Origin of the sequence: Tunicatimonas pelagia, assembly GCF_030506325.1 — a bacterium.
Lineage (GTDB): Bacteria > Bacteroidota > Bacteroidia > Cytophagales > Cyclobacteriaceae > Tunicatimonas > Tunicatimonas pelagia.
Window position 1 is genome coordinate 2,454,880 of the sequence record NZ_CP120683.1, and the last position, 12,783, is coordinate 2,467,662.

The 12,783-nt window shown below is 48.5% G+C and carries 15 protein-coding genes; 8 read left to right on the top strand and 7 right to left on the bottom strand.

Features of this window, described 5'->3' with window-relative positions; all coding sequences use genetic code 11:
* Positions 1 to 60 precede the first annotated feature (60 nt).
* From P0M28_RS10430 to P0M28_RS10455, 6 genes are all read left to right on the top strand, one after another.
* Positions 61 to 1,515 (top strand): type IV secretory system conjugative DNA transfer family protein, encoded by a 1,455-nt coding sequence (locus tag P0M28_RS10430; protein WP_302209840.1) that lies wholly within the window; start codon positions 61 to 63, stop codon positions 1,513 to 1,515.
* A 74-nt stretch (positions 1,516 to 1,589) separates the two neighbouring features.
* Entirely contained in the window at positions 1,590 to 2,378 is a 789-nt protein-coding gene (locus tag P0M28_RS10435; RefSeq protein WP_302209841.1) for a hypothetical protein, read from the top strand.
* A gap of 62 nt (positions 2,379 to 2,440) precedes the next feature.
* Positions 2,441 to 3,070: a hypothetical protein gene (locus P0M28_RS10440; RefSeq protein ID WP_302209842.1), complete on the top strand. Its 630-nt coding sequence runs from the start codon at positions 2,441 to 2,443 to the stop codon at positions 3,068 to 3,070.
* Between the two features lie 164 nt (positions 3,071 to 3,234).
* On the top strand, positions 3,235 to 3,552 hold the full coding sequence (locus P0M28_RS10445; protein WP_302209843.1) for a hypothetical protein: 318 nt from the start codon (positions 3,235 to 3,237) through the stop codon (positions 3,550 to 3,552).
* Positions 3,553 to 3,618: 66 nt separating this feature from the next.
* On the top strand, positions 3,619 to 6,354 hold the full coding sequence (gene mobF / locus P0M28_RS10450) for a MobF family relaxase (RefSeq protein ID WP_302209844.1): 2,736 nt from the start codon (positions 3,619 to 3,621) through the stop codon (positions 6,352 to 6,354).
* Positions 6,332 to 6,778, top strand: a complete 447-nt coding sequence (locus P0M28_RS10455; RefSeq protein WP_302209845.1) for a hypothetical protein — start codon at positions 6,332 to 6,334, stop codon at positions 6,776 to 6,778. Before mobF ends, P0M28_RS10455 begins: the two co-directional genes overlap by 23 nt.
* 12 nt (positions 6,779 to 6,790) lie before the next feature.
* On the opposite strand, the gene P0M28_RS10460 is transcribed toward P0M28_RS10455, so the two are convergent.
* Positions 6,791 to 7,534 carry a hypothetical protein gene (locus P0M28_RS10460; RefSeq protein WP_302209846.1) on the bottom strand — a complete coding sequence of 248 codons (744 nt, stop codon included), beginning with the start codon at positions 7,532 to 7,534 and terminating at the stop codon, positions 6,791 to 6,793.
* A 214-nt stretch (positions 7,535 to 7,748) separates the two neighbouring features.
* Here P0M28_RS10460 and P0M28_RS10465 point away from each other — a divergent pair, with 214 nt between their 5' ends.
* Positions 7,749 to 8,384, top strand: coding sequence for a hypothetical protein (locus tag P0M28_RS10465; RefSeq protein ID WP_302209847.1), 636 nt, complete (start codon positions 7,749 to 7,751; stop codon positions 8,382 to 8,384).
* Positions 8,385 to 8,500: 116 nt separating this feature from the next.
* Here the strand turns inward: P0M28_RS10465 and P0M28_RS10470 are convergent, their stop codons facing one another.
* The 5 genes from P0M28_RS10470 to P0M28_RS10490 all read right to left on the bottom strand — a co-directional run bounded on the left by P0M28_RS10470 (position 8,501) and on the right by P0M28_RS10490 (position 11,084).
* Positions 8,501 to 8,785 (bottom strand): hypothetical protein, encoded by a 285-nt coding sequence (locus P0M28_RS10470; RefSeq protein ID WP_302209848.1) that lies wholly within the window; start codon positions 8,783 to 8,785, stop codon positions 8,501 to 8,503.
* 3 nt (positions 8,786 to 8,788) lie between these two features.
* On the bottom strand, positions 8,789 to 9,142 hold the full coding sequence (locus tag P0M28_RS10475) for a DUF2958 domain-containing protein (protein WP_302209849.1): 354 nt from the start codon (positions 9,140 to 9,142) through the stop codon (positions 8,789 to 8,791).
* Between the two features lie 252 nt (positions 9,143 to 9,394).
* A complete protein-coding gene (locus tag P0M28_RS10480) occupies positions 9,395 to 9,976 on the bottom strand; it encodes a hypothetical protein (protein WP_302209850.1) in 582 nt (193 codons plus the stop codon).
* Between the two features lie 226 nt (positions 9,977 to 10,202).
* Complete coding sequence (locus P0M28_RS10485) at positions 10,203 to 10,529, bottom strand: DUF2958 domain-containing protein (RefSeq protein WP_302209851.1); 327 nt, start codon at positions 10,527 to 10,529, stop codon at positions 10,203 to 10,205.
* A 54-nt stretch (positions 10,530 to 10,583) separates the two neighbouring features.
* The gene (locus tag P0M28_RS10490; RefSeq protein WP_302209852.1) at positions 10,584 to 11,084 is read right to left on the bottom strand and encodes a JAB domain-containing protein; all 501 of its coding nucleotides are present in this window, start codon (positions 11,082 to 11,084) and stop codon (positions 10,584 to 10,586) included.
* Positions 11,085 to 11,358: 274 nt separating this feature from the next.
* Between P0M28_RS10490 and P0M28_RS10495 the strand changes: the two genes are divergently transcribed.
* Entirely contained in the window at positions 11,359 to 12,471 is a 1,113-nt protein-coding gene (locus tag P0M28_RS10495) for a Fic family protein (protein ID WP_302209853.1), read from the top strand.
* A gap of 31 nt (positions 12,472 to 12,502) precedes the next feature.
* On the opposite strand, the gene P0M28_RS10500 is transcribed toward P0M28_RS10495, so the two are convergent.
* Positions 12,503 to 12,766 (bottom strand): DUF3253 domain-containing protein, encoded by a 264-nt coding sequence (locus tag P0M28_RS10500; protein WP_302209854.1) that lies wholly within the window; start codon positions 12,764 to 12,766, stop codon positions 12,503 to 12,505.
* Between the last annotated feature and the right edge of the window lie 17 nt (positions 12,767 to 12,783).

Consider the following 12,783-nt stretch of genomic DNA (forward strand, 5'->3'; position numbering starts at 1 on the left):
GCGATGTGTTTATTACGCATCGCCTTTTTACTCTTGTTCTTTCACACAAATCACAATGCTATGAGAAAAAACAGATACTCAAAACGAAAAAAGTATGCCCAGCAGCCAAACCCCTTACATGAACCGCTACTGTCGTTTTCGCCTCAAGATCACTGGTCGCTTAAAGATGCTTTTGAGGGCACTCTGATTGTTGGTACCAATGGCTCAGGCAAGACCTCCGGTCCCGGCAAGCATATCGCGCTGCAATTCCTGCGCTTTGGGCTAGGTGGTCTTGTGTTGGTCTCGAAAAGAGATGAAGCCAATCTCTGGAAAACCTATTGCGCTAGCACTGGACGATTGGATGATCTTATTATCATGGAACCGGATGGTCCTCATGTCTTCAACTTCATAGATTATATCGGGCGCACTCAGGTTGGACCAGGTAGTGGTCTGGCAGCCAATGTGGCGGATGTCATCTACCAGATTGCCGGGACAGCCGGGCAGGGTCAGGATAACCGGGATGCATTCTGGCAGGGTGAGCAAACCAAAATCCTACTTAGTCCGATAGAGACTTTACTGTTGAGTGGCCAAGAGCTTACACCCAAAGCGATCTACGGTATTGTGGCATCGGCACCGGGATCGGAGGAAGACCTGCAATCAGAGAAATGGCGTAATGATTCTGCCTGTTACCAAGCCCTTCGTACCATTCGGTACAAGATAGAAAACGGTCTTCTCAGCGAAGAAGAGATTGAAGATTATAGAGTTTTGGAGTCTTATTGGCTCTATGAATATGCCCGCTTGCACGAAAAGACTCGGGGGATTGTTAGAGCAATGTTCTCTAACTTCTTTACCGAGTTCAACCGCAGACCTAATCGGGCTTTGTTTTGCGATAAGACGACCATCACCCCCGAAGCTTGTTTCCAAGGGAAGGTCATTGTGGTGAACTTGCCGGTGCGAGTGTTTCACAAAGTTGGTGTTGTAGCACAGAAGCTTATGAAGCTGATGTTTCAACGCACTGCTGAGCAAACCGTTATAGAAGGGAAACCCCGTCTCCCGGCGTTTCTGTTTGGGGATGAATACCAGACCCTCTATTACGACTATGATCGTGAGTTTCAGGCCACGGCTCGTAGTAGCCATGTTGCAACTGTCTATCTTACCCAGAACCTGCCGAATACCTATGAGGCTGCTGGTGGGGCACAGATGGGAGAGAATAAGAGTAAAGCTCTTATAGCCAATCTTAACACTAAGTTCTTCCTGGCACAGGATGACCCGGTGACCAATGAATACGCTGCACGAATGATCGGACAGACCGTTTACTGGCGGCGCAATAAAGGGGCGTCCATTGGTGAGAGCACTTCCCTATCGCACGGGTCATCCGAAACCTACGATTATAAGGTACGACCCGAAGAATTTCACGCGCTGCGAAATGGTGGTTCCCCTCACAACTATGAGGTGGATGCCTATGTCACGCAGACGGGGCGCATCTTCAAGGCTAATGGCTCTAATGTACTCAAAGTCACCTTTTCCCAAGCATAATTATTTTCAAACCATAAATGTTAAACATCATGCAAAAGCAAAACCGTTTTCATCTCGTTTTACCCCGTCAGAATATGCTACGCCCTATACTGTACGGATTTATTCTCATACTCTCGTCTTGGCCGTCCCTGTTGATTGAAGTGTTTACCCGGCGCAAATTCGGGGAACGCCACTTCTCGGTAGGAAGTTGTCTGACTGCCGTGGGTATTATGCTCTTCTTTATGGTCTTTGTCCCGGACTGGCAAGTTCCCCTGCTACGTGATCTTGGGTACTCAGTACAGTATTCTGATGTACGGGGCTGGACGGTGAGTAAAGTGCTTATCGTCATGTATGGTATCGCAGTCATGCTGATTTCTCTTTACCACAAATACGATATTCTTAAAAAAGGACAAACCATGAACTCCGAACGTTATAGCAAATCCGAGGGGATAGCTTTCTTATACTGGTATCGCTTGTTCGGTCGTTTGCCTACCTGGGTGAGGGAATGGTGCCCCATGGATGAGATGACCCTTCGCCGGTATTATGAACCAATTACGGCTTTTTTGATCGGACTGGTGTTCTTTCTGATTCCCTTTACCACCATGTTTGGATTTGTAATCATGATTTGTGGGGGGCTTTACTTTTGGCGATCATACGTAAAGTATGCATTAGGGTATCATGCCATGTTGGACATGATGGATGATATGATTCTGGCTGAGGAACTAGAAGATGTGATTACGGAAGATGAGCCAGTAGGTGATCACCGAGGGGTATTTGTTCTTGCTCCAAAACCCAATAACCCCAATTTGCGCGAAGACCTTTATGAGGCCATGCGTCAGGAACTTAATCTCACAAAGCCCTCCGGCGAACCACAATTAATCTGATGTACTTTTGCTCCCATAGGCCGACCGTTCGCGGTTGGTCTATGGGACTAATCGCCGTTTTTATGAACAAACAGGATAAAGCCTTTGCCGCTAATCAGACCGATGTTACCAAAGATGCGGAATCAGCACGTGCCGCTTTAAATAAAGAAAGACAGGCTATGCGTGATGCTCATGCTCGCGAACTTGGTAGACAGTACGAAAAGCATGGACGTCAAATCAATGCCATCAACCAGATCCAGGATGAAGGGCCTTATATCTTGGAAAGACGTCGCAGGGAAGCGACCCGGCAGCATGATCGAATGACGGACCTTATTTTGGGCATTCAAGGGCGTGAAAAGCTCAAACTGGAAGTCACTCTCAAGAGGGACTGGCAGCGCAAGCATCCCGATAAACCCTTTGATAGCAGTGTAGCCGAAGCCGTGTTGAAGGCACGCCATGACAGCTACTACCAAGCGCAAACAGACCCTCAAGCCGATCAGCAGTTTGCCCGCCATCAGGTGGAATTTGACAGCGTGGTCAAAGACTATCTCGATGATAAAACGAGCTATGAAAGCTTCGTCTATCAGCATCAACAAACGGTCACTCGGCAAGCACATGAGCGGCGATATAGTCATGAACGCGAGCTACAGGAACAGAGTCTGGACAAGATCCGGGACCGGGTAAAAAGCGAGGGCAAAGCCCCCGACATTTAACCCCAAATTCCTCCTGGGGTACTGCGGAGGGGAGATGTCTGTTGTACACACCAAAACAAAACTTACCATAACCACGGTATCTTGTTTTGTTCTCATTCTCTCCTTTTCTCGCTTCACTTTCGCCTCATTTTACCCCCGGCATCTGCTTGCTTAACACTAAGCTCATGCCGGTCAAAACTTATTATCCAACACAAACCACGAACCCTATGTTCACTCGTCGCTTACTCAAAATTCTTGCTTTGTTTCTCACCGTTGGCGGAGTTGTTTTTCTAGTCGGGTTTCAATTCGGTGAACGTAAAGCCCGTCATGATTTCCGCCACCATCTTCACCATATTGTCGGCCGCTCCTCTTCCATCGTTCGGGTGGACAGTCTGTTCAGCCCAGCCGGTGAACTGGTCAAGGTGGAACGGGATACCACCGGGGTTCAGATGACCGTGGAACAACTCAACTTGTTAGAACGTGCAGCCCCCCAAAGGCCATAAATAATCAATCCTATCGTAGGAATATAATCTTGTCAGCATCGTTATTCTGCGCTACACTAAACCTATATGATCCGTATTATTGTCTCTACCTCCGCCGAGGCGGCCAAAAGCTATTTTCAGGATGGCTTGTCCAAATCGGATTATTACTTGAACGACCAGGAACTCCCCGCCCATTGGCACGGCAAGGCCGCTGCGATGCTGGGATTGTCCGGGCCGGTTCAGACTGAGCAATTCTATGCACTGGCCGATAACCGCCACCCCGAAACGGGCAAAGCGATTACGCCGGGCGGCAATAGGCCGAACCGCCGGGTTGGCTATGACATTAACTTCCATTGTCCCAAGTCGGTTTCTGTCCTGCATGCGCTGGGCAACGACAGCCGGATACTGGATGCCTTTCAGGACAGCGTGGATGCGACCATGCAGGATATGGAAGCTGATATGCAAACCCGTGTCCGAGTCAAGGGGCAATACGATGACCGGGAAACGGGCAATATGGTCTGGGCACGCTTTACCCACCAGACCGCCCGTCCGACCAAAGAAGCCCCACCAGACCCGCACCTGCACGCCCATTGCTATGCGTTCAATATGACCTTTGATAAAGAAGAGCAACGCTTCAAGGCGGGGCAGTTTGTCACTCTTAAGAAAGACGGGATGTATTACCAAGCCCTGTTTCACAAGCGCCTCGCCGACAAACTTCAGGCGATGGGCTATACCATCCGTAAAACCAAAAGCGCGTTTGAAGTCGATGAAGTGTCAAAGGAAGCCACTGCGCTGTTTTCCAAGCGTACCAACCATATCGGGCAGGTGGCGAAAGACAAAGGCATTACCAAAAAGAGTGAACTGGACAAGCTTGGGGCATATACCCGCGCGGCCAAGCAAAAGGGACTGACCATGCAGGACTTACGCAAAATCTGGCGCAGTCAACTGAAGTCCAATCCTATTCGTAAAGGGCAAGGCGGGAAAGGGGCACCCATCAAAACACCCAAGCAATGCGTCACCCATGCCATCCATCATACCTTTGAACGCCTGTCAGTGATGAACGAACGCAAGCTAAAACAGGAAGCGTTGCGTCATGGGCTAGGCAGTCGTGAAGTGACCATTGAGGCGTTAGACAGGCAGTTTGCCGAGGATGAGCGGCTGGTACGCCTTGATGAGGCAAAGGATGCACTTTGTACTACGCCGGAAGTACTGGCTGAAGAACAGGAAATGGTTGACCGGGCAATGGATGGGCAAGGCATTTTCAATCCAGTCTCTCGCTTGCCCCGTGGACACTGGCAGAACAAAAAACTGAACGCCGAACAAAAGCAGGCGGTCAATCGCGTCCTAATGAGCCGTGACCGGGTCACCCTTATTCAGGGACGGGCGGGGACGGGTAAGACCACCATGATTAAGGAAGCCATTGCCGGGTTCAACGAACATCGTAAACGGGTCTATACCTTCGCCCCGACGGCGGATGCCGCCCGGGGTATCCTCCGGCAGGAAGGCTTTAAAGAAGCGGATACCATTGCCAAGTTGCTCACCGATAAAGACCTGCACAAGCAGATTAAGCATCAGGTCGTATGGATTGATGAGGCCGGATTGATGGGGTCGCGCGATATGGTGCGGATTTTACGACTGGCCGAGGAACAGGATTGCCGTCTTATCTTGTCCGGCGATACCAGGCAGCATCGTTCGGTCGCCCGTGGTGATGCGTTCCGGGTGTTACAGGATGTGGCCGGGCTCAAAGCCACGGGAACGAAGACCATTTACCGCCAACAACAAAAGGACTACCGCGAGGTGGTAGAAGCCTTATCGGAAGGGCGTACCGGTCCGGCTTTTTCCCAGCTTGACCGGATGGGAGCCATTCGGGAAATCGGCACCGATAATGTAATAGAGGAACTAACAAACAGCTATCTGGAAACCACCAAACGGGGCAAGTCTGCACTGGTGATTTCACCGACAATTGCCGAACGGGATAAGGTCAATGCCCATATCCGCGACAGTCTTCGGGAAAAGGGGCGGTTGGGACGGAAAAGCAGAACCCTGACGCGCTTGCAATCCCTGCAATGGACGGAAGCCGAAAAAGCCGATAGTCGCAACTATGTTCCCGGTCACGTCATCCAGACGCATGCCAATATATCCAAGCATTTTGTCAAGGGAAGGAAGTTTCAGGTGGTGAAGGTCAAAGAAAAAGCAGTCCTCACCCGAAATGAAAAAGGACGTCTCAAGGCGTTGCCACTCGATAAGGCCGCTCGGTTTGATGTCTATGAGCGCTCCAAGCGGGATATTGCCAAACGTGACCTTATCCGTATTACTAAAAACGGCTCGGATAAAAACAAGGAACGGCTGGATAACGGCATGATGCTCGAAGTTATTGGCTTGACCAAAGACGGCCATATCCGGGCGCAAACGGCCAGTACCAGTAAAAAGGCCAAAAACCTCAAGCAATACCTTATTCCTCGATCCCATGAAAACTGGGACTATGCCTATTGCCAGACCTCTTATGCCGCGCAGGGTAAAACGGTGGATAGGGTCTTTATCCATCAACCGGCGGCTACCTTTCCGGCCACCAACCAGGAACAGGTCTATGTGTCCGTTTCACGCGGACGGGAAGCCGTCACGATTTATACCGATGATAAGGACGAACTGCGGCAAATGGCGCAGCAATCCAGCAGGCGCATGGCGGCACTGGAAGTGCCGGTGCCGGACTACGGGCATGAGCGAACGCCGGAACCCGAACGGCAGCCGGAGATAGAAAAAGAAGCTTCAATAGATATACCACCACCAAAATCGAAAAATTATGGATACGACCTCTCAATTTAGAATTGATTCCATTGAGTTGGGCCAGAAAGAAATTAAAAAGCCCAAATCAAGCACCATTAAGCCACCGAGAACGGCGGATAAGCTGGATTGTCTGCAACGTTCAACGACAATTCCGCAGAACCTGAACCTGATGATGGAAGGACACCTGCACTTAAGCTTAGCGTATTCGCATTTGGGGGCGATGCAGTATGAGGAAGACCCTATTGATCAACATATTATCCTGCATCATTCTCTTTACGAGGTCACTATCAGAGGTATCGGCTTAGACCCGGTTTATGAGGCGTTGCTGGAACGCAAAGCCTTATGGATACGCCAGGTACATATGAATTTTATTCGCCGCTACGAAAAGCTAAACCCCAGTAATGATAACAAGCGAGATAGCGCGCCGATGGTATCGGAGATTGAGTTTATCAGAAAAAGCTAGGTGCGAAAATAATCAGTCAGGCTTGAGCTTTTCTATGCGTTGTCGCAGACGATGTACTGTTGATGACCGCCAAGCTTTATCAGGCTTGCCGCGCGGCGGCGCAATACCTTGTTCGGTTAGTTTATCGGCCACTCTCTGGTTCGTCACTTTTTGGCCTTCGTTAAAAATTTCTTCCTCTGCGTTTTTAACAATGTCGGCCATGTTCAAAGCATAGCGATCTGCGTATTTTTTTGAAGCTTTCTTGATTGCCGTTAGATTGGCAATGCGCTCATAGAGGTAGGTAGAAATAGCGTAAACTGTATCTTCTTCATTGAGAGCATCGAAATGAACGCCTGAGTCCATCAAGGTATCGAATAATCGCGGGGACTTAAAAACAGGTTTAACGGATGCTACAAAATCAATTCTATTCGATCCGGATTGATGTGCTTCTTCAATGGCACCCTGCAACTGTTTTTTAAGGTCGTCTTCTGTTTCACCATCCCATTGTAAGATTGTAACAGGCTCTCTATCCATATCACACTCCAGTTCCGATAATTGACTTATGGAATTATCGCTTAAAGTATGAAAAGAGTCAATAAATTTCTGGCCTCTATCTTTTAGATATGACAGCCTATTCTCTTGTATCGTTTCGGGCGATTTGATTACCGTCGTATACAACCAGTCGTAAATAGGCATAAGAAGCTGCAATGTTTCCCTACATTTTTTACGATATGTTGTAATACCTCTATTTTTGATAGCACTGTGACTGGTATCCATACAACGAAATTACGATTTAATACCAAGAAAGAAACAAAAAAGTAAAATATCCATATCCTTACTTTGGGATATTTGAATTAATTTATATAGATTTATATATTGATAATTTACATATATAAAAATATTATTCTTAGTAATGCCAAATAAACAAATTTAAATATGGCTTAGCCGTCAGATAGTTGCTTCGCCATATTAAACGTTAAACCACAAATCTATGCAATTGTCTGACTTTTACCCTGAATGCCTTATTGTCCTTGTTAGTTTGTTTAAACAGAAACGTATAAGCCAGTTAGCTGCATGGCTTACTGTTTTTGGGTCACTAACACCCGAACCTCTTTCCCCCGAATTAAAATCTGTACCATGTGTGAAAGAGCTTACTGTAACGCAGCAGGTAACTGTACAGGCACCTGTCCAAGCGGTTAAGCCGATTTCCCCAGCACCATCTGTCACATCTCCGGTACAAGAGGGCGCGCAAACCGCACGGGTGTTTTCCGTTCCAGCTGATACCGTGCCATCTGATACACTTTTGGCGCAGACAGTGCCAAAAGATACTGTTTCAGAAAAAGCAGATAGTAAAAAAGAGAACAAGTACTACCCACCTCCTTATCAAGCACGAACAAAACGCGCTCGAAGCAGAATGATCCAATCATATGCTCTTTTAGACAAATCAGAAAAATTTCAAGATGAAGCTAATGACGCTAAAGAAATAGGAAGGATTGGAAAAGCCAGGCGTAGGCAAAACCGTGCGGATAAGAAGCTTGAAAAATCAATGAAAAAGGTAGAGAGGGCCAAACGTATTGACTCGAAGATTCTTATCAATGATGCTGATTTTGCCAGACGATCTAGATAATCAGAACCAGCGCAAAACCAAATGTCGTGCCAATGGCGCCGGAGATTGAGTTTTTTAGAAAGAGCTAGCGTAGAGCCGGGCGAATTCTTTGCCCGGCTCGAGAAATTTTTCTAAGCCTATAGTAAACTATACTGCCTTCGTTGCTCTTCGGCATCAATCCATTCAGGTTTCTGCGCATGGTGGTCTAGCCAGGCGGTAACAAAGCTGACGGCCCCTCCAGACGCTTCTATATTGTCGGGATGGGTGAAATGTGACTTATAGCCAGTTTCGGTGATAGGCAGTGGGATTGCTGCCTCTATCTTAAGACGGGCGATATGAAGGTCATTGTATTTGTGATAGCAATCATTGTATTTAATTGTAACCTCAATATCGCGCCATGTGATCGTATCTTTTATTTTCATGGCTTAGCCCTCCTTACTGGCATGAGAGGAATAAAGCGACTGCCCGGTAATAAGCCGGTCAAAAGCCGTTTTGGCGTTCATAGGTTGGAATGACAGGTCGCGTTCCAGTGGCAGACCGAACGGTGGCACCAGAAGGGTTTCCAGTTCGCTGCGTAGGACACTACCGGTTTCCCATTCCGTGATATGAGCGATACACCAGATATAGTCTTCATCCGCCGGGTCCATATTCAGGCAGTACCACGTACCGGCTCCATACGGATTGAAAATTTTACAGATGATATTCTGGGTTTCTAACGCACTACCTCTATCATACTGAGCGGTTAAGTCCTGGATGATTTGGTTGGTAAAGAGTATCATGAAATAGTCCTTTCCTTAAGTTGTTAATGGGGTTCGTTATGAACCCTTGTTCCCGGCGAGGGTGGGGTAACAACGGCAAGGGCAAACACGGGTGAATTTTGAAAGCAAAGCGGGTCGCGAGGAATGCCCGTTTACGGGCAGGGGAAAATTCTCCCGGGGTTTGGGCGGTATCGCCTTTACCCTTGCGGGCGTGAGGGCGAAGCCCTTAGCAAGAGAAAGAAGAGGGCTGGTAAGCCCGGAATCCAATAAGTCTTAGGGAGAAGGTGTCGTATTTGTTAATTCATCCAGCGTAAGGCCGATGAACGTATCAATCTGGGCAGCAAGGCGATTGACCCGATGCGCTTGATAGGCTTCAAGGTTTTGCTGGCTTTGCGCCATATAATGCTTGGCGTTAATCACCTGCTTATAAAACGGCATAGTGCCGGGAATACTACGCGATATGTCGCTCACGAAGCGTTCAATACAGGGGTCGGGCGGTGCCGGTATCTGGCAGGTTAATCCATAGGTGGCAATATCGATGGATTGTACATGTACCGCTTTCTCCAGCAGCTTTATAATATTGCGGAAGGTGGTGCTTTCAAGACCGGCTTGGGTAAATTGCTTATAAGCCATCCGGCCTTCTTGCAAAGCGTTAGACCATTGTTCAGTAGAGACATTGCCATGCACGATGTGCTGCGCCCTTTCTAACGCTGTTAAAAGCTGGGTTTGGGCAATTAACGGGTCTAGTGGGGAAGAGCGTGCCTGAGCGGTTTGGATAATACCCACTGGCTGAGATGTGATAATAATGAAAAGACCAAGCGCAAAGGCAATATGCCGGATAGAACGGCCTAGCACCGGATATCGGTGGTCATACTGCTCATGAGCGGCACGTTGAAGGTGCAGTCACCGCCGTAAGGCGAGTGCGCCGACAGTGACGTACTCGCAGCAAATGCCAGTGCGGCCAGCAGACAAAAAGCAGTACCACCGGCCAGGGCGATGAGTGCGTGTTTGTACGTCTTCAACATGAGATGTGGTATAAAGGGTGCGGCTGCATAAGTCAAATACTGCCGCACCCTAGATGCTATATAGTCTCTCCAGCCATAAGCCTGTCCCAGAGCTGTTGGGCATTCACGGGCTCAAAATGAATGTCCCGTTCCAGTGGTAAGCCAAACGGGGGCACCCGGATGGTTTCCAGGCTGCTTCTCAATACGCTCCCGATTTCCCATTCAAACAGATGGGCAATTCCCCAGACATAATCCTGGTCGGACGGGTCCATATTGATGCAATACCATGTACCGGCACCATAGGGGTTGAAGATTTTACAAATGACGTTTTGGTTTTCCAGATGTCCGCCTTTTGGGTACTGGTTGATTAATTGGTCAATGATGGTTTGTGTGAACAGTGTCATAAGGCATAAAATTTAGATGAAACATGAAAAGCATTGGAAAAAGAAAGAGGATGCTTAAAGCATCCCCTCATCGGCAAAAGACCGATAGCTGTCTTGGGTTAAAATGATATGATCGAGAAGGGGTAAATCCAGTAGGATGCCAATCTCTTTCAGTTTTCGGGTGAGCTTAATATCGGCCTCACTGGGGCTAAGTTGGCCCGATGGGTGATTGTGCGCGGCAATCAACGCCGCCGCATGAGCTTTCAACGCGGCCCCAAAGATCACCTTGGGGTCGGCTACGCACCCGGCCTGTCCGCCTTGTGATACCGTTCTTAATCCCAGAACCCGGTTGCTGCGGTCAAGAAAGATGGTTTTGAACTCTTCGACATACTGGATGCGTCCTTTTTTCCAGCGACTGCGTAGTACCGCCACAGCACTCTCGGAATCGGTAATTTTAAACCGGTCACAGTCTTTGACCTTGCGGGAATAGGATACTTTGATTTCAGCGATGCGACTGGGAAAGACAATAGTTCGCTGGCCGCCATCGGGGCGGTAGTGTTGTTCTGAAGCACTCATAGAATTTAGGCTTTAGGGTGATACATGAATTTTGGGTCTCACCCTGCGGTTTGGCACGACTAGAGCAAACAGGAAACGGAATACCGGACGAAAGCGAAGCGAAAGGAGGATATGCCGTCCCTTTTGCGGATGTCGGGACAACACCGCGACCTTTACCCAAAAACGCATGGACACCTTGCGCGTGGGGGTCGTAACTTACTATTGAGCCGAATAATCTTGACAATCGGCTCATTAATTTGATATATTTGAGCCGAATAAAGGATATAATCGGCTCATGGCGTATAATTGGCAACTTCCGGACTGGCCGGACTTTACTTACTCAATAGACGAAGTTGAAGATAAACTCTTTGACTTTGCTCAACGGGTCGGGCGGGTTAGTGGCGTATTAGCCGGTTTGCCGGACACAACCCAAACCGAAGCGGTGATTGACCTGATGGTGTCCGAAGCGGTGAAGACCTCCGAGATTGAAGGGGAATATCTTAGCCGTCAGGATGTGATGTCCTCCATCCGTAATAATCTGGGGCTAAACCCATCGGTTGAGAATGTATCGGACAAACGCGCCGAAGGGGCGGCCGAACTGATGATTGATGTGCGTGACAGCTACGCCGAACCGCTGACCCAAGACAAGCTCTTTGCCTGGCACCGGATGTTGATGAAAGGCAATCGGCGGATTGCCATAGGGGAATGGCGTAGCCATGAAGAACCGATGCAGGTGGTCTCCGGGGCGTTGGGGAAAGAGAAAGTCCACTATGAAGCTCCGCCGTCTTCACTAGTACCTGCCGAGATGGCGCAGTTTATCCGATGGTTTAACGAGACCGGGCCGGGTGGTAAAAATGAGATCAAAAAGCCCATTCTGCATTCAGCCATAGCCCATCTCTATTTTGAAACCATTCATCCGTTTGAAGATGGCAATGGCCGGATAGGCCGGGCGATCTCGGAAAAAGCCCTGTCCCAACATATCAACCGCCCGATCCTGTTGAGCCTGTCCCGCTCAATAGAAGCCAATAAGAATGCCTATTACGGGGCACTTCAAAGAGCCCAGCAATCCAACGAGGTTACCAACTGGATCATCTACTTTGTGGATATGGTGCTGGATGCCCAGACCCAAGCCGAGGAGTTGATCGATTTTACCTTAAAAAAGACCAGGTTCTTTGATCGCTTCAAAAACAGTCTCAATGAACGTCAACTTAAAGCCATCCGCCGGATGCTGGACGAAGGGCCGAAAGGGTTTGAGGGCGGCATGAGTGCCAAAAAGTACATCTCCATTACCCATACCTCTAAAGCAACTGCCACCCGTGATATGCAGGACTTGGTAGAACAGGGTGTATTTGTCCCGGTCGGCGGCGGCGGGCGTAGTACGCGCTACGATCTAAAACTAGATCAATAAGTACCGCTGAACGTGTTAATTCATATTTTACTTAACCGAACGGGCATTTGGTAGATAACCGTATTGGCCCGATAGCCTCCTTAGCACTATCAATTCGTTTGCCCTTCTGTGTAATTATAATTTGACCGTCAGCAGCGAGTTGATCGGCAATGTCGCGAACAATTGGCATAAGGGTACGCCAATCATTATCAAGTATTTTGCGCGCTACTTCGGATGGACAAATGGTTTTATCGTGCCTTCTTTCGTCTGTCATTTGAAGGATTAAGGATTTGATACGTTTTTCGCGGTTGCTCATAGTAAGGTTATACAATC

Coding starts and splice junctions, on each gene's coding strand:
- P0M28_RS10490 (WP_302209852.1), bottom strand. CDS start 11,084: ATGAGTGCTTCAGAACAACACTACCGCCCCGATGGCGGCCAGCGAACT.
- P0M28_RS10440 (WP_302209842.1), top strand. CDS start 2,441: ATGAACAAACAGGATAAAGCCTTTGCCGCTAATCAGACCGATGTTACC.
- P0M28_RS10455 (WP_302209845.1), top strand. CDS start 6,332: ATGGATACGACCTCTCAATTTAGAATTGATTCCATTGAGTTGGGCCAG.
- P0M28_RS10485 (WP_302209851.1), bottom strand. CDS start 10,529: ATGACACTGTTCACACAAACCATCATTGACCAATTAATCAACCAGTAC.
- P0M28_RS10495 (WP_302209853.1), top strand. CDS start 11,359: ATGGCGTATAATTGGCAACTTCCGGACTGGCCGGACTTTACTTACTCA.
- P0M28_RS10475 (WP_302209849.1), bottom strand. CDS start 9,142: ATGATACTCTTTACCAACCAAATCATCCAGGACTTAACCGCTCAGTAT.
- P0M28_RS10470 (WP_302209848.1), bottom strand. CDS start 8,785: ATGAAAATAAAAGATACGATCACATGGCGCGATATTGAGGTTACAATT.
- P0M28_RS10445 (WP_302209843.1), top strand. CDS start 3,235: ATGCCGGTCAAAACTTATTATCCAACACAAACCACGAACCCTATGTTC.
- P0M28_RS10435 (WP_302209841.1), top strand. CDS start 1,590: ATGCTACGCCCTATACTGTACGGATTTATTCTCATACTCTCGTCTTGG.
- P0M28_RS10460 (WP_302209846.1), bottom strand. CDS start 7,534: ATGGATACCAGTCACAGTGCTATCAAAAATAGAGGTATTACAACATAT.
- P0M28_RS10500 (WP_302209854.1), bottom strand. CDS start 12,766: ATGAGCAACCGCGAAAAACGTATCAAATCCTTAATCCTTCAAATGACA.
- mobF (WP_302209844.1), top strand. CDS start 3,619: ATGATCCGTATTATTGTCTCTACCTCCGCCGAGGCGGCCAAAAGCTAT.
- P0M28_RS10465 (WP_302209847.1), top strand. CDS start 7,749: ATGCAATTGTCTGACTTTTACCCTGAATGCCTTATTGTCCTTGTTAGT.
- P0M28_RS10430 (WP_302209840.1), top strand. CDS start 61: ATGAGAAAAAACAGATACTCAAAACGAAAAAAGTATGCCCAGCAGCCA.